This is a genomic window from Paraburkholderia sp. 22098, assembly GCF_052045935.1.
Classification (GTDB): Bacteria; Pseudomonadota; Gammaproteobacteria; order Burkholderiales; family Burkholderiaceae; genus Paraburkholderia; species Paraburkholderia caledonica.
The window spans coordinates 61,867-81,346 of record NZ_JBQEPV010000009.1 but is presented as its reverse complement, the minus strand read 5'-3'; the positions used below and the strand labels follow the sequence as shown (position 1 = coordinate 81,346).

General features: G+C 64.0%; 17 protein-coding genes. 13 read left to right on the top strand and 4 right to left on the bottom strand.

What is annotated here, in order from left to right; all coding sequences use genetic code 11:
• Positions 1-57 precede the first annotated feature (57 nt).
• From ACTJLB_RS19940 to ACTJLB_RS19880, 13 genes are all read left to right on the top strand, one after another.
• Positions 58-1,032, top strand: coding sequence for a quinone oxidoreductase family protein (locus ACTJLB_RS19940; protein WP_408486665.1), 975 nt, complete (start codon positions 58-60; stop codon positions 1,030-1,032).
• A 213-nt stretch (positions 1,033-1,245) separates the two neighbouring features.
• Positions 1,246-1,359 (top strand): hypothetical protein, encoded by a 114-nt coding sequence (locus tag ACTJLB_RS19935; protein ID WP_020069546.1) that lies wholly within the window; start codon positions 1,246-1,248, stop codon positions 1,357-1,359.
• Positions 1,356-1,448 carry a K(+)-transporting ATPase subunit F gene (gene kdpF, locus ACTJLB_RS19930; RefSeq protein ID WP_020069547.1) on the top strand — a complete coding sequence of 31 codons (93 nt, stop codon included), beginning with the start codon at positions 1,356-1,358 and terminating at the stop codon, positions 1,446-1,448. Before ACTJLB_RS19935 ends, kdpF begins: the two co-directional genes overlap by 4 nt.
• The gene (gene kdpA, locus ACTJLB_RS19925; protein ID WP_440784266.1) at positions 1,445-3,250 is read left to right on the top strand and encodes a potassium-transporting ATPase subunit KdpA; all 1,806 of its coding nucleotides are present in this window, start codon (positions 1,445-1,447) and stop codon (positions 3,248-3,250) included. Before kdpF ends, kdpA begins: the two co-directional genes overlap by 4 nt.
• An 82-nt stretch (positions 3,251-3,332) precedes the next feature.
• The gene (gene kdpB / locus ACTJLB_RS19920) at positions 3,333-5,429 is read left to right on the top strand and encodes a potassium-transporting ATPase subunit KdpB (protein WP_027776635.1); all 2,097 of its coding nucleotides are present in this window, start codon (positions 3,333-3,335) and stop codon (positions 5,427-5,429) included.
• Positions 5,430-5,472: 43 nt separating this feature from the next.
• Positions 5,473-6,051, top strand: coding sequence for a potassium-transporting ATPase subunit KdpC (gene kdpC / locus ACTJLB_RS19915; RefSeq protein WP_087754093.1), 579 nt, complete (start codon positions 5,473-5,475; stop codon positions 6,049-6,051).
• 194 nt (positions 6,052-6,245) lie between these two features.
• Positions 6,246-9,164: a DUF4118 domain-containing protein gene (locus ACTJLB_RS19910; RefSeq protein WP_440784265.1), complete on the top strand. Its 2,919-nt coding sequence runs from the start codon at positions 6,246-6,248 to the stop codon at positions 9,162-9,164.
• On the top strand, positions 9,157-9,855 hold the full coding sequence (kdpE, locus tag ACTJLB_RS19905; protein ID WP_020069552.1) for a two-component system response regulator KdpE: 699 nt from the start codon (positions 9,157-9,159) through the stop codon (positions 9,853-9,855). The genes ACTJLB_RS19910 and kdpE overlap by 8 nt, the downstream gene beginning before the upstream one ends.
• A 120-nt stretch (positions 9,856-9,975) precedes the next feature.
• Positions 9,976-10,296: a quaternary ammonium compound efflux SMR transporter SugE gene (sugE, locus tag ACTJLB_RS19900; RefSeq protein WP_440784264.1), complete on the top strand. Its 321-nt coding sequence runs from the start codon at positions 9,976-9,978 to the stop codon at positions 10,294-10,296.
• Between the two features lie 203 nt (positions 10,297-10,499).
• On the top strand, positions 10,500-11,111 hold the full coding sequence (locus ACTJLB_RS19895) for a DUF4126 domain-containing protein (protein WP_440784263.1): 612 nt from the start codon (positions 10,500-10,502) through the stop codon (positions 11,109-11,111).
• Between the two features lie 143 nt (positions 11,112-11,254).
• Positions 11,255-13,744: an ABC transporter permease gene (locus tag ACTJLB_RS19890; RefSeq protein WP_408130898.1), complete on the top strand. Its 2,490-nt coding sequence runs from the start codon at positions 11,255-11,257 to the stop codon at positions 13,742-13,744.
• Between the two features lie 31 nt (positions 13,745-13,775).
• Positions 13,776-14,189 (top strand): group II truncated hemoglobin, encoded by a 414-nt coding sequence (locus tag ACTJLB_RS19885; protein ID WP_020069556.1) that lies wholly within the window; start codon positions 13,776-13,778, stop codon positions 14,187-14,189.
• A complete protein-coding gene (locus ACTJLB_RS19880; protein ID WP_440784262.1) occupies positions 14,182-14,916 on the top strand; it encodes a DUF924 family protein in 735 nt (244 codons plus the stop codon). The genes ACTJLB_RS19885 and ACTJLB_RS19880 overlap by 8 nt, the downstream gene beginning before the upstream one ends.
• A gap of 127 nt (positions 14,917-15,043) precedes the next feature.
• Here the strand turns inward: ACTJLB_RS19880 and ACTJLB_RS19875 are convergent, their stop codons facing one another.
• From ACTJLB_RS19875 to ACTJLB_RS19860, 4 genes are all read right to left on the bottom strand, one after another.
• Positions 15,044-16,867 carry an ArnT family glycosyltransferase gene (locus tag ACTJLB_RS19875; protein WP_440784261.1) on the bottom strand — a complete coding sequence of 608 codons (1,824 nt, stop codon included), beginning with the start codon at positions 16,865-16,867 and terminating at the stop codon, positions 15,044-15,046.
• A 256-nt stretch (positions 16,868-17,123) separates the two neighbouring features.
• Positions 17,124-17,870 (bottom strand): SDR family oxidoreductase, encoded by a 747-nt coding sequence (locus ACTJLB_RS19870; RefSeq protein ID WP_310068465.1) that lies wholly within the window; start codon positions 17,868-17,870, stop codon positions 17,124-17,126.
• 67 nt (positions 17,871-17,937) lie between these two features.
• Positions 17,938-18,522 (bottom strand): TIGR00730 family Rossman fold protein, encoded by a 585-nt coding sequence (locus ACTJLB_RS19865; RefSeq protein ID WP_440784260.1) that lies wholly within the window; start codon positions 18,520-18,522, stop codon positions 17,938-17,940.
• A gap of 11 nt (positions 18,523-18,533) precedes the next feature.
• Complete coding sequence (locus tag ACTJLB_RS19860; protein WP_020069561.1) at positions 18,534-19,247, bottom strand: TetR/AcrR family transcriptional regulator; 714 nt, start codon at positions 19,245-19,247, stop codon at positions 18,534-18,536.
• Positions 19,248-19,480: the final 233 nt, after the last annotated feature.

Sequence of the window (19,480 nt, the reverse complement as noted above, 5' to 3'; positions counted from 1 at the left end):
ATACGCGAGGCTCATCGGCCAGACAATCAGCCCGCATTCCAAATCAAGGAGACACGAATGGTCAAAGCAATCCGATTCGATAAAACCGGCGGCCCCGAGGTGATGAAATGGGTCGACGTCGAGGTGGGCGACCCCGGAGCCGGCGAAATTCGCATCCGTCAGACGGCGGTCGGGCTCAACTATATCGACGTGTACTTTCGTACCGGTCTGTATCCGCTGCCGCTGCCGGGCGGCCTCGGCATGGAAGCAGCCGGCGAGGTGATCGCGGTCGGCGCGGGCGTGAACGATCTGAAAGCGGGCGATCGCGTCGCCTACGTGGCAAGGCCGCCTGGCGCTTATGCGCAGGAGCGCGTGTTGCCGGCCGCACAGGTCATCAAGTTGCCGGACGCGGTAAGCGATGAACAGGCCGCCTCGGTGATGCTGCAAGGCCTGACCGCTCAGTACCTGCTGCGCCGCACGTATCGTGTCAAGGCCGGCGACACAATCCTGATTCAGGCGGCCGCGGGCGGGGTCGGCTTGCTCGTGTGCCAGTGGGCGAAGGCACTGGGCGCGACGGTGATCGGCACCGTCGGCTCGGACGAGAAAGCGGAGATCGCGAAGGCGCATGGCTGCGATCACGCGATCGTCTATACGCGCGAAAACTTCACGAAGCGCGTGCGCGAAATCACCAACGGCGCGGGCGTGCCGGTGGTGTACGACTCCATTGGTAAAGATACGTTTACGGGCTCGCTCGATTGCCTCGCACCACTCGGCATGTTCGTGAGCTTCGGCAATGCGTCGGGACCGTTGCCGCCTATCGACTCGTCCGAATTCGCCGGCCGCGGCTCGCTGTTCTTCACGCGCCCCACGCTGTTCACGTATATCGGCAAACGCAGCGACTACGAGGCGATGTCGGCCGAACTATTCGATGTGCTGATTTCAGGCAAGGTCAAGACGAGCATCAACCAGCGCTACGCGCTCGCCGATGTAGCTCAGGCGCATACGGATCTCGAATCACGCAAGACCACGGGGTCGACCATCCTGTTGCCGTAGTCCTCATGCGCGTTCGCGCGTCTTCCTGACAGCCCGGACCTGAGCATCTAACCAGGTCGAGCCATTGACCGCCACCAGGGCCGTTGCATCTCGCGATGCAACGGCCTTGTGCGTTTACGCGATTTTTATATCGCGAACCCCAGCTTTGATCAGCCCTTTACGCGCATGCGCATACCGTTGCGGCTATCCGAATTCCGTCAATGGAGAATAAAAATGGATGCGCTGTACGTCGTAGCCGTCGCGCTTTTCACCGCGCTGACGTTTGCACTGATTGCCGGCTGCGAGAAGCTGATGCTGTCCCGTCGCGGCCAGGGAGCACGCTCATGAACTGGATGTTGTGGCTCTCCGGCGCGGCAACCGCGCTGCTGTTTGCGTACCTCGTCTATGCGCTGTTGCGCGCGGAGGACATTGAATGAACGCGAATAATGTCTTGCAGGCGGCGCTCTTTATCGTCGTTCTGCTGGCCGCCGCGGTGCCTGTGTCGCGCTATCTGCACGGCGTGATGGAGGGCAGTTCGCGCGTGCTGCGCATTGGCGGACCGATCGAGCGGCTGTTGTACCGCGTCGCCGGCGTCGATCCGTCGACGGAAATGAGCTGGAAGCACTACGCGATCGCAACGATCGCGTTCAATGCGCTGGGCGTCGTGTTTCTTTATCTGCTGTTGCGCGTGCAGGGCTGGTTGCCCGGCAATCCGCAGCAGTTCGGCGCCATGACCGTCGACGGTGCGTTTAATACCGCGATCAGCTTCGTGAGCAATACGAACTGGCAGGACTACACGCCGGAACAAACGGTGGGCTATCTCACGCAGATGCTCGGCCTCACGGTGCAGAACTTTTTCTCCGCGGCGACCGGCATCGTCGTCGTGATCGCGCTGGTTCGCGGCTTCGCCCGCCATACGGCGCAAACCATCGGCAATTTCTGGGTCGATCTCACACGCGTGACGCTGTATGTGTTGCTGCCGATGTCGGTCATCGTCGCGACGCTGATGATGAGCCAGGGCGTGATCCAGAACTTCAACGCGTATAAAGACGTGCCGACATTGCAAACCACGACCTATGCCACGCCGAAGCTCGACGCGCAAGGCAATCCGGTCAAGGACGCGAAGGGTAATGCGGTGACAGTCGATACGCCGCTCAAAACGCAGACCATCGCGATGGGTCCGGTTGCGTCGCAGGAAGCGATCAAGATGATCGGCACCAACGGCGGCGGTTTCTTCAACGGTAACTCCGCGCATCCGTATGAGAACCCGACGCCGTTCTCCAACTTCCTGCAGCTCTTCTCGATACTGATCATCCCGGCCGCGCTCGCGCTCGTGTTCGGCCGCATGATCGCGGACCGCAAACAAGGTGTGGCCGTGCTCGCGGCAATGACGATTGCGTTCGGCGTGTGCGTGTTCGGCGAGATCGGAGCGGAGCAGGGCGGCAATCCGGCTTTCACCGCGCTGCATGTCGATCAGTCGGCGAGCGCGATGCAGTCTGGCGGCAACGCGGAAGGCAAGGAAACGCGCTTCGGCATCGCGCAATCCGGCATCTTCACTGTCGCGACGACGGCGGCTTCGTGCGGCGCGGTCGCCAACACGCATGATTCGCTGACGCCTATCGGCGGCCTCTATCCGCTGCTGCTGATGCAGCTTGGCGAAGTGATCTTCGGCGGTGTCGGTTCGGGCCTGTACGGCATGCTGGTGTTCGCGCTGCTCGCCGTGTTCGTGGCGGGTCTGATGATCGGCCGCACGCCGGAATATGTCGGCAAGAAGATCGAAGCGTACGAGATGAAGATGGTGTCCATCGTCGTTCTGCTCACGCCGTTGCTCGTGCTGGTCGGCACGTCGATCGCGGTGCTGAGCGACGCAGGCAAGGCGGGCATCGCCAATCCGGGCGCACACGGCTTCTCGGAGATCCTCTACGCGTTCAGCTCGGCCGCGAATAACAACGGCAGCGCGTTCGCGGGCCTGACCGTGGGCACGCCGTTCTATAACTGGCTCACTGCAATTGCGATGTGGTTCGGCCGCTTCGGCACCATCGTCCCCGTGCTCGCGATTGCCGGCTCGCTTGCTGCCAAGAAGCGCATCGGCGTGACCGGCGGCACGCTGCCGACGCACGGGCCGCTCTTCGTCGTTCTGCTACTCGGCACGGTGCTGCTGGTCGGTGCGCTCACTTACGTGCCGGCGCTCGCGCTCGGTCCGGGCGTCGAACATCTGATGATGATGGGCGCGAACTGATGCCAGCACTGATACGCAACGACGTGGCAAGACGCGTATCCGTACGCGTCGGCAAAAAAGCAACGCGAAATTCGAGGATGCAATGACTGAACACAATGCAACGAGGTCCATGTTCGATCCGGCGCTGCTGCGCCCGGCGATCGCGGACTCTTTCAGGAAGCTCACGCCGCGCACGCAGTTCCGTAACCCGGTGATGTTCTGCGTGTACGTCGGCAGTATTCTCACGACGATCCTGTGGATCGCCGCGCTCGCCGGTCAGGCGGAGGCGCCTGCGGGATTCATCCTCGCGGTCACGCTGTGGTTGTGGTTCACGGTGCTGTTCGCGAACTTCGCCGAAGCGCTCGCCGAGGGCCGCTCGAAAGCGCAGGCCGCATCGCTGCGCAGCGCGAAGAAAGACGTGATGGCGAAGAAGTTGAACGAGCCGCATCCGAAGTCGCCAATCCGGATCGTCACCGCGTCGGATCTGCGTCGTGGCGACGTGGTGCTGATCGAAACCGGCGACGTGATTCCGGCCGACGGCGAGGTAGTGGAGGGCGTCGCGTCCGTCGATGAATCCGCGATAACCGGCGAATCCGCGCCGGTGATTCGCGAGTCGGGCGGCGACTTTTCTTCGGTGACGGGCGGCACGCGCGTGCTGTCCGACTGGATCGTCGTGCGCGTCACCGCAAATCCCGGCGAAGCGTTCCTCGATCGCATGATCGCGATGGTCGAAGGCGCGAAGCGTCACAAGACGCCGAACGAGATCGCGCTGACCATTCTGCTGGTTGCACTGACCATCGTGATGCTGCTCGCGACGGCCACGCTGCTGCCTTTCTCGATGTTCTCCGTGGAAGCGGCGCATCTGGCCAATGCGGCGGGCCACGTCGTGACGATCACCGCTCTAGTCGCGCTACTGGTTTGCCTGATCCCGACCACGATCGGCGGCCTGTTGTCGGCCATCGGCGTGGCCGGCATGAGCCGCATGATGCAGGCGAACGTCATTGCAACGTCGGGTCGCGCGGTCGAGGCGGCCGGCGACGTCGACGTGCTGTTGCTCGACAAGACCGGCACGATCACGCTCGGCAATCGCCAGGCGTCGCTCTTCGTTCCGGCGCCGGGTCTCACCGAAGAAGCGCTTGCCGACGCAGCGCAGCTATCGTCGCTTGCCGACGAAACGCCAGAAGGACGCAGCATCGTCGTGCTCGCGAAGCAGCGTTTCAACATCCGTCAGCGCGATATGGCGTCGCTGCACGCGGTGTTCCTCGCGTTTACCGCGCAAACGCGGATGAGCGGCGTCGATCTGCCGAACCGAGAAATTCGCAAGGGCGCTGCGGATGCGGTGAAGCATTACGTCGAAGCGAACGGTGGCCGTTTTCCGCACGAAGTCAGCGACGCAGTCGCCGAAGTCGCGCGGCGCGGCAGCACGCCGCTCGTCGTCGCGGAGAAAGGCGAACACGGTGCGCGCGTGCTGGGCGTGATCGAGTTGAAGGATGTGGTGAAAGGCGGCATCAAGGAACGCTTTGCCGAGTTGCGCAAAATGGGCATCAAGACGGTGATGGTGACGGGCGACAACCGGCTGACGGCCGCGGCGATTGCGGCAGAAGCGGGTGTCGACGATTTTCTTGCAGAAGCGACGCCGGAAGCCAAGCTCGCGACGATCCGCGCGCACCAGGCCGAAGGACGCCTCGTGGCCATGACGGGCGACGGTACGAACGATGCCCCTGCGCTCGCACAGGCCGACGTCGCGGTTGCGATGAACACCGGCACGCAGGCCGCGAAAGAAGCCGGCAACATGGTCGACCTCGATTCGAATCCGACGAAGCTGATCGAGATCGTAGAAATCGGCAAGCAGATGCTGATGACGCGCGGCTCGCTCACCACATTCTCGATTGCCAACGACCTGGCCAAGTACTTCGCGATCATTCCGGCTGCGTTCGCAACCACCTATCCGGCACTGAATGCGCTGAACGTGATGCATCTGGCAACGCCGGCATCCGCGATCATGTCGGCGGTGATTTTCAACGCGCTGATCATCGTGCTGCTGATTCCGCTCGCGTTGAAAGGCGTGCGTTATCGGGCGCTCGGCGCTGCGGTTCTGCTGCGACGCAATCTGCTCGTGTACGGGCTGGGTGGAATCGTGGTGCCGTTCATCGGCATCAAGTTGATAGATATGGTGCTCGCCGCGTTTGGCTGGGTTTGAGTCCGGCTGTTGAAAATCGGCAGCCTACGAGGAAACAATCGTCATGAAAAATCTTTTGCGTCCGTTGATCGTTCTTTTCGCGGTGCTCAGCGCCGTTACCGGGCTCGCTTATCCGGCGTTGGTCACCGCCGTGGGCCAAACGCTGTTTCACGATGAGGCCAATGGCAGCCTCATCGAGCGGGACGGCAAGGTGGTCGGCTCGAAGCTGATCGGCCAGCAATTCGATGCGCCGCAGTACTTCTGGGGACGCTTATCGGCCACGAGCCCGATGCCCTATAACGCGCAGGCTTCGGGCGGCTCCAATCTCGGGCCGACCAATCCGGCGCTTCTGGACGAAGTGAAAGGCCGCATCGACGCGTTGAAGGCTGCCGGAACGGATATGTCGAAGCCCGTGCCGGTCGATCTGGTGACGTCGTCCGGAAGCGGACTGGACCCTGAGATCAGCCCCGCGGCGGCCGCTTATCAGATCGATCGAGTCGCGAAAGCGCGAGGGCTCGGAGAGAACGATGTGCGAGCGCTAGTGGACCGTTATACGAGTGGCCGTCAATTCGGCATTCTCGGTGAGCCGCGCGTGAACGTGCTGCAACTGAACCTCGCGCTCGACGAGATGAAGCGCGGGTGAGGGCGCCTGACCGGAGCCCGGCGCAACGCTAACCGGGGAGCGGCCGGACAACCGGCGGAACAGGCGGCGCGCGAGAGTGCGGTTTTTATCTTTTCACAGGTCATGGCCGCACATCGTTATGAACGATTTGCGGCCTGGCCGCCGCCGTGCCACCATGCACGCACCGCCAGGTGCCTACCATCGAACATGCAAGCATGAACCGCCCCGATCCCGATCAACTGCTCGACAAGCTGCAGCGCGACGAACAACAGCGTCAACGCGGCAGGCTGAAGATTTTTTTCGGCGCGTCGGCGGGCGTCGGCAAGACATACGCGATGTTGCAGGCGGCGCGCCGCCGCCGTGACGAAGGCGCGGACGTGGTGGTAGGCATCGCCGAAACGCATGGACGTGGCGAAACCGCTGCGCTGCTCGAAGGGCTCGACGTGCTGCCGCTCGCACAGTTCGACTACCGTGGGCGCAAGCTCGGCGAATTCGATCTCGACGCGGCGCTCGCGCGCAAGCCGCAACTCATTCTCGTCGATGAACTCGCGCATTCGAATGTGCAGGGCGCGCGGCATCTCAAGCGCTGGCAGGACGTGTATGAACTGCTCGACGCCGGCATCGACGTCTATACGACCGTCAACGTTCAACACCTGGAAAGCCTGAACGACGTGGTTGGACAGATCACGGGCATCCGCGTGTGGGAGACAGTCCCCGACCGCGTGTTCGATCGCGCCGACGAAGTCACGCTGGTCGATCTTCCAGCCGAGGAACTGCTCGACCGCATGCGCGACGGCAAGGTGTATTTGCCGCAACAGGCCGAGCGCGCCGTGCGCAATTTCTTTCGCAAGGGCAACCTGATCGCGTTGCGCGAGCTGGCATTGCGCCGTACCGCCGATCGGGTCGACGCGCAAATGCGGGAGTATCGTGCCGATCGTTCGATCGAACGGATCTGGCAGGCGCGGGAACGCTTGCTGGTATGCGTCGGTCCCGGCCCCGAAGCGCCGATGCTGGTGCGCGCGGCGGCGCGTCTCGCCACGAGTCTGAAGGCGGACTGGATCGCGGTGTATGTGGAGACGCCCGCGCTGCAGCGCTTACCCGATGCGCGGCGCGAACGCACGTTGAATGCATTGAAGCTCGCAGCTGAACTCGGCGCGGAAACGGCGACGCTAGCGGGCGTCGACGCGGCTTCGGCGCTGGCCGGTTACGCACAGGCTCGCAACGTGTCGAAACTGGTGGCGGGCGCGTCGACCCGCTCCGGTCTAACGCGCTGGCTGCGCCGCCCGCTTGGCGAACGCATCGCAGAAAAGGCGGGTCATGTCGATCTCACGCTGATTCGCCCGTCGTCGTCGGAAAGCGGCAGCGGCGAGCAGCACCGCCTGCTCAGCACGACTGCGAACGCGTGGCGCGATGCGTTGAGCGCCGCGCGCGAACGGCGCTCGCCGCCGCGCGCGTACGGCTTCGCACTGGCGATCTGCGCGGGCATCACCGCGTTGTCGAGCCAGTTGAGCGATCACATCGATCTGACGAACCTGGTCATGCTGTATCTGCTCGGCGTGGTCTTCACAGCAGCGAAACTCGGGCGCGGGCCCGGCGTGCTGCTGTCGTTCCTGAGCGTCGCCGCATTCGACTTTTTCTTCGTGCCGCCGCGCTTGTCGCTGTCGGTGTCGGATACGCAATATCTGTTGACGTTCTTCGGCATGTTGCTGACCTCGCTCGTGATCAGTCATCTAACGTCGAGCTTGCGACGCGAGGCGCGGGTCGCGCGGCGTCGCGAGCAGCGCACCGGCGCGATGTACTCGATGGCGCGCGAACTGGCCGCCGCGCTGACGACCGAACAGATCGTCGGCATTGGGAGCCGTCACGTGAGCGAAGTGTTCGGCGCGCGCGTTGCGGTTCTGTTGCCGGACAGCGCCGATCGGGTGAAGCAGAAAATCGAGGACCCGGACGCCGCAATCACGCTCGAAGGCGAACTGCTCGATACCGATGTCGGCCAATGGGTCTACGATCACCAGAAGCCGGCCGGACACGGTACCGACACGCTGCCCGCCGCGGCTGCCCTGTATCTGCCGCTAAAGGCGCCGATGCGTACGCGCGGCGTGCTTGCGGTGGTGATGCGCGACGAACGCGAACTGGACGTGCCTGAGCAGGAGCGCATGCTCGACGCGTTCGCCGCGCAGATCGCGCTCGCGCTTGAGCGCGTGCATTATGTGGACATCGCGCGCGACGCGCTGGTCAGTATGGAATCCGAACGTTTGCGCAACTCGCTGTTGTCGGCGATTTCGCACGATTTGCGCACTCCGCTTACAACGATCGTCGGCTTCTCGTCGATGCTCGCACAATCGCGGGGAACTCATGTCGACGTGGAGCGCGACGGTGAACTCGTCGAGGCGATCCATGAAGAAGCGCTGCGCATGACCGGGATCGTGACGAATCTGCTCGACATGGCGCGCTTGCAGGAGGGCAGCCTGCAGCTAAACCGGCAGTGGACGCCGCTCGAAGAAACCGTGGGCGCGGCGTTGCGCGCCTGCAAGCGTGCGCTGAACGGACACCCGGTGCAGGTCAATCTCGCGGCCGACCTGCCGTTGCTGCATCTGGACGCTGTACTGATGGAGCGGCTTTTTTCGAACCTGTTCGAGAATGCGGCGAAATACACGTCGCCCGGTACGCCGCTGACCATCGGCGCGCAACGCTTCGAGCTGGACGGCAAGCCGTTCGTGCGCGTCACGGTCGACGATAATGGGCCGGGCCTGCCAGCCGGCATGGAAACGCGAGTGTTCGAGAAGTTCACGCGCGGCGAGAAGGAATCGACCAAGCCCGGCGTGGGCCTGGGTCTCGCGATTTGCCGAGCGATCGTGGAAGCGCACGGCGGAAGCATCGGCGCGCTCAATCGCGTGGCCGCTGGGTCTGTAGGTTCGGCAGGTTCGGCAGAGGCGGTTGATGGCCGCATCGACGGTGCGCGCTTCTGGTTCACGCTGCCCGTCGACACGCCGCCGGACGCGCCGGATCCGATGGACGAAGAAGCCGACGACGATCTGGGACACAATCCGGGACAAGCAGACTCAACACCCGCGGATTTGGACTCGCATTCAAACCCGCACCTGGACCAGCTAGCGAAACCAACTCATGAGTGAGCCGAGCATCACCGTCGTTCTGATCGAAGACGAAAAGCAGATTCGCCGCTTTGTGCGCACGGCGCTGGAAGGCGAGGGCATCGCCGTGTATGACGCCGAGACCGGCAAGCAGGGCCTGGTAGAAGCCGCGACGCGCAAGCCCGATCTCGTGATCGTCGATCTCGGCCTGCCCGACACCGACGGTCTCGACGTGATCCGTGAATTGCGCGGCTGGAGCGAATTGCCGGTGATCGTGCTGTCCGCGCGCACGCAGGAGAGCGAGAAAGTCGCGGCGCTCGATGCCGGTGCGGACGATTACCTGACGAAGCCCTTCGGCGTGTCCGAACTGCTCGCGCGAATCCGCGCGCATCTGCGGCGTCGCAATCAGGGCGGCGCGAACGAGTCGCCGCAGGTGCGCTTTGGCGCGGTAAGCGTCGATCTGGCGTTGCGCCAGGTGACGCGAGAAGGCGCCGCGGTTCATCTGACGCCGATCGAGTATCGGCTGCTCGCAACGCTCGTGCGCCATGCAGGCCGCGTACTGACGCACCGGCAATTGCTACGCGACGTGTGGGGGCCGTCGCATGTCGAGAGCTATCACTATCTGCGAATCTATATGGCGCACTTGCGGGGCAAACTGGAGCGCGATCCGGCGCAACCCGAGCACATCGTCACGGAAACAGGTGTCGGATACCGGCTGGTCGGCGTGGCTTGAGCTTGGCGGCGTGCACCTCGCAGCGCGATGGCGAGCGGATCGTTATAATTACGAACCGTAAGGACGGCCTTACGCTTTTTACAAACGGGGACGGCCCCATCTGATCAATGGAGCTGTTCCATGTCCTGGATTCTTCTATGCGTCGCCGGTTTGCTCGAAGTCGCTTGGGCGGCCGGTCTCAAAAGCTCGGACGGTTTCACACGGCTGTGGCCTTCGGTGTTCACCATCGTGACGGCGGTCGGCAGCTTCGTGCTGCTGGCAATGGCTATGAGGCAGTTGCCGCTCGGCACCGCTTACGCGGTGTGGACCGGCATCGGCGCGGTCGGCGCGTTCATCTTCGGCATCGTGATGATGGGCGAGGCGCTGACGGTTGCGCGGATTGCGAGCGCGGCGCTGATTGTCGTCGGCCTGGTCGGGCTCAAGCTGTCGTCGGGACATTGAGTCCCTGCACATGCCGCCATTTTGCAAGCCACTCTGCGTTCTGCGAATTAACGTGGCTATAATGAGATTGAAACCAACCTGAAGTTGCCCGCGGCCTGCCCGGCGCGGCCGGCTTGGCGCGGGTCTGACGACTTCGGTGTGGCGACTCCTTCGTGATTGGCCTGCCGAAGCGCCCGGCACGCACCGCGCGCCTGGAGGCGGCCATGCTTGAATCACTTTCGCTTGCTGCGGGGCTCTCATGGGGCAGCGGCCTGCGCCTCTATCTGACGGTCCTGCTGGCCGGCGTGTTCGAGCGCCTCGGCCTCGTTCATCTTCCCGATACCTTGTCCGCGCTGTCCTCGCCTTGGGTGATCGGCGTGGCGGGCGCGCTGACCATCACTGAATTTCTTGCAGACAAGATTCCCGCGTTCGATTCCTTGTGGGACGCAATTCACACCTTTATCCGCATTCCGGCCGGCGCCGTGCTCGCAGCCGGTGCACTCGGCCATGCCGATCCCGCGCTGCTGACGGTAGCCGCGCTCGCGGGCGGCACGCTCGCAGGCACCGCGCATCTCACGAAAGCGGGTACGCGCGCGCTGATTAATCTGTCGCCGGAACCGGTGTCGAATATCGTCACGTCGACCGCCGAAGACGGCCTCGTATTCGGCGGCATCCTGCTCGCGCTCTTCCTGCCGCTGCTGTTTCTCGTGCTGATCGTCGGCTTCCTGGTGCTGGCCGGCTGGGTGTTGCCGCGGTTGTGGCGCGGCGTGCAGGGCGGCTTTCGCGGCATGGCCACGCATATGGTGTCGCGCCTCGCGAGGAGCCGGCACGATTGAGCGAAACCCGCGATACCAGCGAAACCCGCGAGACCAGCGGTACCGACGAAGCCAGCAACAAGGCCACACATTCCACGGCACGCGTCGGCGTGTCCGCGACGCGCCGCTTTAGCGGCGGCGATCTGCTGCGCCAGGCGATTCGCATGACCGCGCGCGACTGGCGCGCGGGCGAACTCACCATGCTGCTGCTCGCGCTGGTGCTGGCCGTCGCGGCGCTATCGAGCGTCGGCTTTCTCGCCGACCGTTTGCATCAAGGGCTCGAGCGCGACGCACGTCGCATGATCGCCGCCGACTTCATCGTGCGCGCGGATCATCCGGTCGATCCGCAGTTTGCGCAGCAGGCGTCGGCGCTCGGGCTGAGCACGGCGACCACGGCAATCTTTCCGAGCATGATCAACTCGACCGGCTCCCAGCCGGTGTCGCGACTCGCCGCAATCAAGGCGGTGTCGCCGGGCTATCCGCTGCGCGGCGCGTTGCGGATTGCGTCAACGCCCACGGCGGCGGATCATCCCGCGCAAACCATTCCCGCGCCTGGCACCGTCTGGGTCGATCAGCAACTGCTCGACGCGTTGAAGGTGCGCATAGGCGACACGGTGAAGGTCGGCAACCGCAGCTTCACCATCGGCGCGATGATCACGCGCGAACTCGACCGCGGCTTCTCGTTCGTCAACTTTTCGCCCCGATTGATGATGCGCGCGGACGAGGTTCAGTCCACCGGACTCATCACGTTCGGCAGCCGCGTGACGTACCGGCTTCTCGTCGCGGGAGCCGATGCGTCGGTCGCGCGCTTTGCCGAGTTCGCGCATGGCAAGGTGGACGGCGGCAAGATGCGCGGGGTCGCGCTCGAATCCTTGCAGGACGGCCAGCCGCAAGTGCGCCAGACACTCGACCGCGCAAGTCATTTCCTCACGCTCGTCTCGCTGCTGACCGCGCTGCTCGCGGCCGTGGCGATCGCGATGGCCGCGCATCGGTATATGCGCAGGCATCTCGACGGGTGCGCCGCAATGCGTTGTCTCGGCGTGAGTCAGCGCACGCTGCGGGCACTGTTCACGCTCGAATTCGTCGGCGTGGGCGTGCTGGGCGGCGCGCTCGGCGTCGCGCTGGGGTATCTCGGCCATCTGGCGTTGCTGACGTGGCTTGGCAGTCTCATCGACGTCGCGTTGCCGTACCCCACGGCATGGCCGGCGCTCGAAGGCATCGCAGCCGGTCTGGTGCTGCTGCTCGGCTTTGCGCTGCCGCCGCTGTTGCCGCTCACGCGTGTGCCGCCGGTTCGCGTGCTGCGTCGCGAGTGGGGCGAAGAAGGGCGCACGGCGTGGGCCGCGTATGCGCTCGGCATCGTGCTCTTCGCGGGACTGTTGATCGTCGCGGCGGGCGAGTTGAAGCTCGGCGGAATCGTCGCGGGCGGTTTCGCGGGCGGGCTGCTGGTGTTCGCGTGCGTCGCCCGCGTTGCGCTGTGGGGCGCGGCGCGCGTGGTGCGCAGCGAGCGTGTGAATGCGGGCATCGGCTGGCGTTATGCGCTCGCCTCGCTGGAGCGGCGCAGCAGTGCGAGCGCGTTGCAAATCACCGCGCTCGGCATTGGCCTCATGTGCCTGCTGTTGATCGCGATGACGCGCAACGATCTCGTGGCCGGCTGGCGCAAATCGACGCCGCCCGATGCGCCGAACGAATTCATCATCGACATTCAGCCCGATCAGCGCGACGCGGTCACGCATTATCTGGACACGCATGGCGTGCCGGACACGGTGCTCTCGCCGATGGTGCGCGGCCGGCTCACCGCCATCAACGGCAAAGCGGTGAATCCCGATTCGTTCAAGGGCGACGACGCGAAGCGGCTAGTGGACCGCGAATTCAATCTGTCGTACACGACGCAGTTGCCCGAGGACAATCGCCTTTCCGCCGGCACCTGGTATGGCGACGCAAAGACGCCGCAGATTTCGATCGAAGAAGGCCTCGCGAAGCTGATCAACGTGAAGCCGGGCGACGTGCTGCGCTTCGACGTCACCGGCCTGCAGATCGACGCCCCGGTCACGAGCGTTCGCAAGCTCGACTGGGGTTCGTTCAAGGTCAACTTTTTCGTATTGATGCCGCCGGCCGCGTTGCAGGACTTCCCGGCTACGTTCATTACCAGCTTCCATTTGCCGCCTGAAAAACGTTCGACAATCGACGGCCTGATCGCCGCGTACCCGAACCTGACGGCCATCGACACCGGTCCAATTCTCGCGCAGGTGCAGCGCGTGTTGCAGCAGGTGATCGGCGCGGTGCAATTCCTGTTCGCCTTCACGCTCGCGGCAGGCGTGCTCGTGCTGTACGCGGCGCTCGCCGGCACGCGCGACGAGCGTATGCGAGAATCCGCGCTGTTGCGCGCGCTGGGCGCGTCCCACGGTCAGGTTCGCACGGTGCAGATTGCCGAGTTCGTCGCGGTCGGCGCGCTCGCCGGATTCATGGCGGCGCTCGGGGCGCAGGTGATCGGCTGGGTGCTCGCGACTCGCGTGTTCCAGTTCTATCTCGAGTTCAATCCATGGCTGCTGCCCGCCGGAATCGCGGCGGGCGTCGCGTGTGCGGCGGTCGGCGGCTGGCTGAGCTTGCGGCATGTGCTGTCGCGGCCCGCGTTGCAGTCTTTGCGGGACGCCTGATTTTTCCCTCGGTTTCTGTTGATGAGTTGTTATGAGTGAGCTTGATGACGAAGTGTCGGCGGCGCAGCCTACGGCCTTCGAACTGGTTGGCGGAGAAGCGCGTGTGCGTGAACTCGTCGACCGTTTTTACGACCTGATGGATCTCGAAGCGGAGTTTGCCGGCATTCGCGCGTTGCATCCCGAGTCGATGGATGGCTCGCGCGACAAGCTGTTCTGGTTCCTCTGCGGATGGCTGGGCGGGCCCGATCATTACATCAGCCGGTTCGGGCATCCGCGCCTGCGTGCGCGGCATTTGCCGTTCGCGATCGCGTCGAGCGAACGGGACCAGTGGCTTCGCTGCATGGCTTGGGCGATGGAAGACATAGGGCTTGCCGAGCCGCTGAGAGAACGGCTGCTCGGCTCGTTTTTCGAAACGGCTGACTGGATGCGCAACCGCAATGGCTGACCTCGGCACCGACACCGACGGCGCGGCGCCGGCGCCGGTGCCGGTGGCGAATGCGCTGACCGATGCGCTTGCAGGCGAGGTGGCCGACCGCCGGTCGGCTGACTACGCCGCGCTCGATCCGCAGGCGCGCGCCGTGCTCGACTGCTGGTTCGGTGCGCCGTACTCGCCGGACTTCGGCGAGCCGCGCAAGCTCTGGTTCACCGCCGACGATTCGTTCGATGCGAGCTTGCGCGAACGTTTCGCAACGCTGATCGATGCCGCCCGCGAGTCCCAACTCGACAGTTGGGCCGCAACGCCGTTAGGAGCACTGTCGCTCGTTATCGTGCTGGATCAGTTTTCGCGCAATTGCCACCGCGACACGGCTACGGCATTCGCGGCCGACCGGAAAGCGCTGGCTATTGCAGAGCAGATGGTTGCGAGTCGAGCGGACCGGCTGTTGCCGGGCGTGCATCATCGCGCGTTCGCTTATCTGCCGTTCGAACACGACGAATCGCTTGCAAGCCAGCATGAATCGCTGCGTCTTTTCAAGGCCCTTGCCGCCGAGCCGGGCGGTGCGTCTTATTATTCGTTCGCGGTGAGGCACGCAAAGATCATCGAGCGCTTTGGACGCTTTCCGCATCGGAATGCGGTGCTCGGTCGCCAGTCCACAGCCGATGAAATCGCCTTTCTGCGCGAGCCGGGCTCGTCGTTCCAATCGCGCGCGAAAAAGCCGTCCGCCGGTAGTTGACGTGCGTTCTGGCCGCCTGACGCACCGCGTTGCGGGCTAATGCGCGTACGGCGGGTCTTCTTGAATGGGCGCATTGCCCGGATTCTCTCTTAGGCGAACGCCGCTTTATCAACGCACGATTCTCGCGTTATCGCGTCCCTGCACCGACAGCCGGGGTACGCACGAAGACGCGCAACAACTCGTCGGTATCGCCCGGACGCGCGCCCGACCAGAAGAGACGCCAGTCGCCAGCCGGTGTGGACGGGTTGTCCCGCCGGCCTCCGACAATCAGCCACGTACACCCGGTCGTGCGGGCGTCGACGGTCGGCTGGTGCTCGATGCCCGCAAAATATTCGAGCATCGGCGCTTCGGACTCGCCTAAGCCGATGCTCGCCATGCAATCGCCGTCATTCCATTCCACGTTCAACGCCTCGCCGAGGTTTTCGAACACCGAGCGGTAGCTCTTCGCGTAATCGAGCCAGGGCAGCAGCAGCGTGCTCACCAAGCCCCATGCGACGACAGCGCCCGCGCACCAGCTGAGCGGGCCGCGCCACTTGCCCGTGTATTTGAAGGCGGGCAGCAGCCACAGCCAGCCGATAGTCATCAATAGCGCGGCGGCGATCAGCCCGGGGCGGACGGGTAAGACGAAGTCGAGCGGCAACCATCGGCCGAGCCGGTGCAGCGATGCATGCGTGTTCACCGGGCTGCTCGCGATGGACCAGACAATCCAGGCGAGCGCCGCCGTGCTGCCGAACAACACGCGGCTCGTCATGTCCCACGCCGTATGGAAACGCTGCGGCAACCGCTCGGCGCCTTGCATCGCGAGCAACGCCAGCGGCGCAATGAAAGGCAGAATGTAGAGTTCGCGGATCGTCGCGGAGCTTTGCAGCACGGCGAAACCAGTGCCCGCGAAAATCGCCGGCAACGCGACGCGCGGGTCGCGCCAGCGCCGCCATGCGCCGCCCGCAAGCGCGGCCACTGCCAGCGGCACGACAGGAAAACCGACGGTCAGCACGGTGCGCAGCACGAATAGCCGGTTCTCGCTTTCCGAGCCGAGTTCGGCCACCGAAAAACCAAAAAACCGGCCGACGTTGTTATCCCACAGCCACACCTTGAAGAGCGCTTCAGAACGTAGATAGAAGCAGAGCGGCCAGATCAGTGCGAACGGCGCGCACACCAGCGCGGCCACGCCGAGCGCACCGGCGAAGCTGCGGCTGCGGCAGGCCGGATAAAGCACGAGCACCGCGCAGACCGTCGCGCCGAACACGAGTGGCACGAACAGGCCTTTAGCGAGAAACGACAGGCCGACGCCCGCGCCGAACATCGCGGCGCCGCTTAGTATCGCGTGGCGACGCTGCGCGGCGTCGTTGTTTCGTTCTCCGTCATAACGAAGATGCGCGAGCACGAGTTCGAACAGCCCGCAGAAGCCGATCGCCGCACCGGCCATCAGCGCGACGTCGGTCATCATGTCGTGCACGTGTTTGACGACGACGAGGGTGCCGCCAAACAACGCCAGCGTGCTGACCACGCGCAAGTCGCGCCAGTTCGAGGCATTCACGGCGCGGCGCGCGACCCGGGCCGTGTAGTACACGGTCAGCCCGGCGAACAGCGCGCTCGCGAGACGCGCCGCGTCATGCAGTGGCATGTAGCGGCCGAACATCCATGCGAGGCCGGCGGCCACCCAGTCGTACACAGGCGGTTTTTCGACGAACGGCTGGCCCGCATTGGTCGGCACTACGAGATCGCCGGTGTCGAGCATGTGCTGGACGATGCCGAATGTATAAGTCTCGTCCTGTTTCCAGGGATCGTGACCCAAGGTGCCGGGCAAAAGCCACGCGCAGACGATCGCCATCGCCACGAGCCAAAGCAGCGAACGCACGTTGCCGAGCGCACGCCAACGCTCGAGGTAAGGCGCGCGATCGGCGGCTTGCGAGCCGGCGGCCGGAGATGGTGCGACTGGCTTTTCTTGCATAAGACGATCTCTTGTCGCGGCAAGCGGCAACTCAGGCGCGCGTACCGGTTCTTTATTCGGCGTCGCGGGCATGGCGCGCGATCGGCCGCGATTGTAATCTCCTATTCTTACGAACGATTACACGCGTTGCGGCGCACAGACGCAGCAGTTGAACGTGCCGGGGCAATGCCTATGCGTGATGGGCGGCAAGCGGGAACAGGAAGGAGGCGCGGCGTGACATCGGCCGCCGCGTAAATAGACGGTGAAGAAAGGGCGCCTAGCGGCCGCCCGCAACGTCGATGAGAGCGCCGGTCACATACGACGCGGCGTCGCTCAGCAGCCAGACGATGGTTTCTGCAACTTCGTCGGCGCGGCCGGGGCGGCCGAGCGGGGTTGTCGAACCCAGTTGCGCGGCGCGATCCGGCTTGCCGCCGCTCGCGTGAATTTCAGTGTCGATGAGACCCGGCCGTACTGCGTTCACACGCACGCCTCGCGGGCCGAGTTCCTTCGCGAGCCCGAGCGTCATGGTGTCGACCGCGCCTTTGGCGCCTGCGTAGTCGACGTATTCGTTCGGCGAACCCAGCCGCGCCGCCGCCGATGACACATTGACGATCACGCCGCCCGCGCCACCGCGATCCGTCGACATGCGCCGCGCGGCTTCGCGCGCGCACAGATACGCGCCCAGCACGTTGACGTCGAAGATACGCGTGAGGCGCGCCAGATCCATGTCGGCGAGTTGCATCGACGGTGCAACGATACCCGCGTTGTTGACGAGCGCATCGAGGCGGCCAAAGGTCTGCTCCGTTTGGTCGAACATCGCAATCACGTCGGCTTCGTTTGCGACGTCGCCGGCAACCGGCAATGCGCGCCCGCCGGCCCGCTCGACTTCGGCGACGGTCTCCTGCGCGGCGGCCAGATTCTGCGTGTAATTCACGCCGACGGACCAGCCGCGCGCGCCCAGCAAGCGCGCCGTCGCGCGGCCTATACCGCGGCTGCCGCCGGTGATCAGAACGGTTTGCGTCATCGCAACCTCAACGTGCAGGGAGAGTGGGCGCCAGGCAAACGCGGCGGCCTTTCAATCGCGGCCGAAGTCAGACGGCGTCGCGGTTGATCGCCCACTTGTCGGCGGCGGGCGGTTGATAGCGTTGCAGCTTGCCGATCAATGCGCCAGGCTCGGCGTCGATCTGCAGGATGTCGAGATACGCTTTGCGCATGAAGCCTTCGTCGACAGTGTGCTGCAAGAGATTGATCAATGGATCGTAAAAGCCGTCGATATTGAGCAGTGCCACCGGTTTCTGGTGATAGCCGAGCTGCGCCCAGGTGTAGACCTCGAAGAGCTCCTCCAGCGTGCCTGCGCCGCCCGGCATTGCAACGAACGCATCGGACAGATCGGCCATCATCTTCTTGCGATGATGCATGTCGGGCACCACGTGCAATTCGGTCAGCCCGTTATGGCCCACTTCCTTGTTGACGAGCAACTCGGGAATCACGCCGATCGCGCGGCCGCCTTCGGCCATGACCGTGTCGGCGATCACGCCCATCAGGCCGACCTTGCCGCCGCCGTACACCAGCGCGAGATCGGCTTCTACGAGCGTGCGGCCGAACGCGCGCGCCGCTTCTGCATACAACGGTTTGGCTCCGTTCGCGGAGCCGCAATACACACACACCGACTTCATGGAGAAACGTCCTATTCGTTGCGAGGCGCGGCGCCTTCTTTCGGCGGCAGATAATCGTAGAACTCGCGCTTGGGCAGCTTGCCCGACACCAGGTCGTCGAAAATCTGCCGCGAGCGGCCGCGCAGATAAGGCGCCATCAACGACACGATCTGTACGCTCACCTGGTGGAGTTCCGCGCGAATCGCTTCCTGCTCGTTGTATTTGCGCGGGTTCATCACGAACTGATACGACAGCCAATACGTTGCGATCACGCCGATGTTGGTCGCGATCACTTGCAGTTCGTCCGGCGTGGCGACCATCTCGCCGTCAGCCACGAGTTGATCGCAGAACTGGCTGGCAAAACGCACCTTGTGACTGATGATCTGCTTGAAGTGCGTTTCCAGCGTGCGGTTGCGCGCGAGCAGATCGTTCAGATCGCGATACAGGAAACGGTAGCGCCATGTGAAATCGACCATGTATTGCAGATACGACCACATTTCGTCGATGGTCGCACGGTGGTCGTCGGGAAAACGCAGACGCTTTTCGATCTCCTGCTCGAACTGGCTGAAGATGCTGTTGATGATGTCGTCTTTGTTGCGGAAGTGGTAGTACAGGTTGCCTGGACTGATCTCCATTTCCTCGGCGATAGTCGTCGTCGTGACGTTCGGCTCGCCGATTTCGTTGAACAGTTTCAACGACAGTTCGAGTATCCGTTCGCGCGTGCGGCGGGGAGGTTTGGCTTCCATGTCGTCCGGCCCTGGTTACGCCGGGTCGGACGCGCGGCGGTGTGCCGCTGCTGCGTATTCCACCCGGACGCGGTTGCTATTTTGAGACTGCCGGACGATTATAAACCGAGCGTTCTAATATCAAACGGATACCGAGGGTTTTCATTTTTGCGGCGGACGCAGGTCATCTGAAAGCTGCGTTTTTTATCGCTTCGCTCGCGCCGCCCGGCGTCGTTGGGTTGTCGTTGCGTTGG

What these genes read in the sequence shown, in the direction of transcription:
- ACTJLB_RS19940 (WP_408486665.1), top strand. Translation starts at nt 58, where the DNA reads ATGGTCAAAGCAATCCGATTCGATAAAACCGGCGGCCCCGAGGTGATG.
- ACTJLB_RS19935 (WP_020069546.1), top strand. Translation starts at nt 1,246, where the DNA reads ATGGATGCGCTGTACGTCGTAGCCGTCGCGCTTTTCACCGCGCTGACG.
- kdpF (WP_020069547.1), top strand. Translation starts at nt 1,356, where the DNA reads ATGAACTGGATGTTGTGGCTCTCCGGCGCGGCAACCGCGCTGCTGTTT.
- kdpA (WP_440784266.1), top strand. Translation starts at nt 1,445, where the DNA reads ATGAACGCGAATAATGTCTTGCAGGCGGCGCTCTTTATCGTCGTTCTG.
- kdpB (WP_027776635.1), top strand. Translation starts at nt 3,333, where the DNA reads ATGACTGAACACAATGCAACGAGGTCCATGTTCGATCCGGCGCTGCTG.
- kdpC (WP_087754093.1), top strand. Translation starts at nt 5,473, where the DNA reads ATGAAAAATCTTTTGCGTCCGTTGATCGTTCTTTTCGCGGTGCTCAGC.
- ACTJLB_RS19910 (WP_440784265.1), top strand. Translation starts at nt 6,246, where the DNA reads ATGAACCGCCCCGATCCCGATCAACTGCTCGACAAGCTGCAGCGCGAC.
- kdpE (WP_020069552.1), top strand. Translation starts at nt 9,157, where the DNA reads ATGAGTGAGCCGAGCATCACCGTCGTTCTGATCGAAGACGAAAAGCAG.
- sugE (WP_440784264.1), top strand. Translation starts at nt 9,976, where the DNA reads ATGTCCTGGATTCTTCTATGCGTCGCCGGTTTGCTCGAAGTCGCTTGG.
- ACTJLB_RS19895 (WP_440784263.1), top strand. Translation starts at nt 10,500, where the DNA reads ATGCTTGAATCACTTTCGCTTGCTGCGGGGCTCTCATGGGGCAGCGGC.
- ACTJLB_RS19890 (WP_408130898.1), top strand. Translation starts at nt 11,255, where the DNA reads ATGACCGCGCGCGACTGGCGCGCGGGCGAACTCACCATGCTGCTGCTC.
- ACTJLB_RS19885 (WP_020069556.1), top strand. Translation starts at nt 13,776, where the DNA reads ATGAGTGAGCTTGATGACGAAGTGTCGGCGGCGCAGCCTACGGCCTTC.
- ACTJLB_RS19880 (WP_440784262.1), top strand. Translation starts at nt 14,182, where the DNA reads ATGGCTGACCTCGGCACCGACACCGACGGCGCGGCGCCGGCGCCGGTG.
- ACTJLB_RS19875 (WP_440784261.1), bottom strand. Translation starts at nt 16,867, where the DNA reads ATGCAAGAAAAGCCAGTCGCACCATCTCCGGCCGCCGGCTCGCAAGCC.
- ACTJLB_RS19870 (WP_310068465.1), bottom strand. Translation starts at nt 17,870, where the DNA reads ATGACGCAAACCGTTCTGATCACCGGCGGCAGCCGCGGTATAGGCCGC.
- ACTJLB_RS19865 (WP_440784260.1), bottom strand. Translation starts at nt 18,522, where the DNA reads ATGAAGTCGGTGTGTGTGTATTGCGGCTCCGCGAACGGAGCCAAACCG.
- ACTJLB_RS19860 (WP_020069561.1), bottom strand. Translation starts at nt 19,247, where the DNA reads ATGGAAGCCAAACCTCCCCGCCGCACGCGCGAACGGATACTCGAACTG.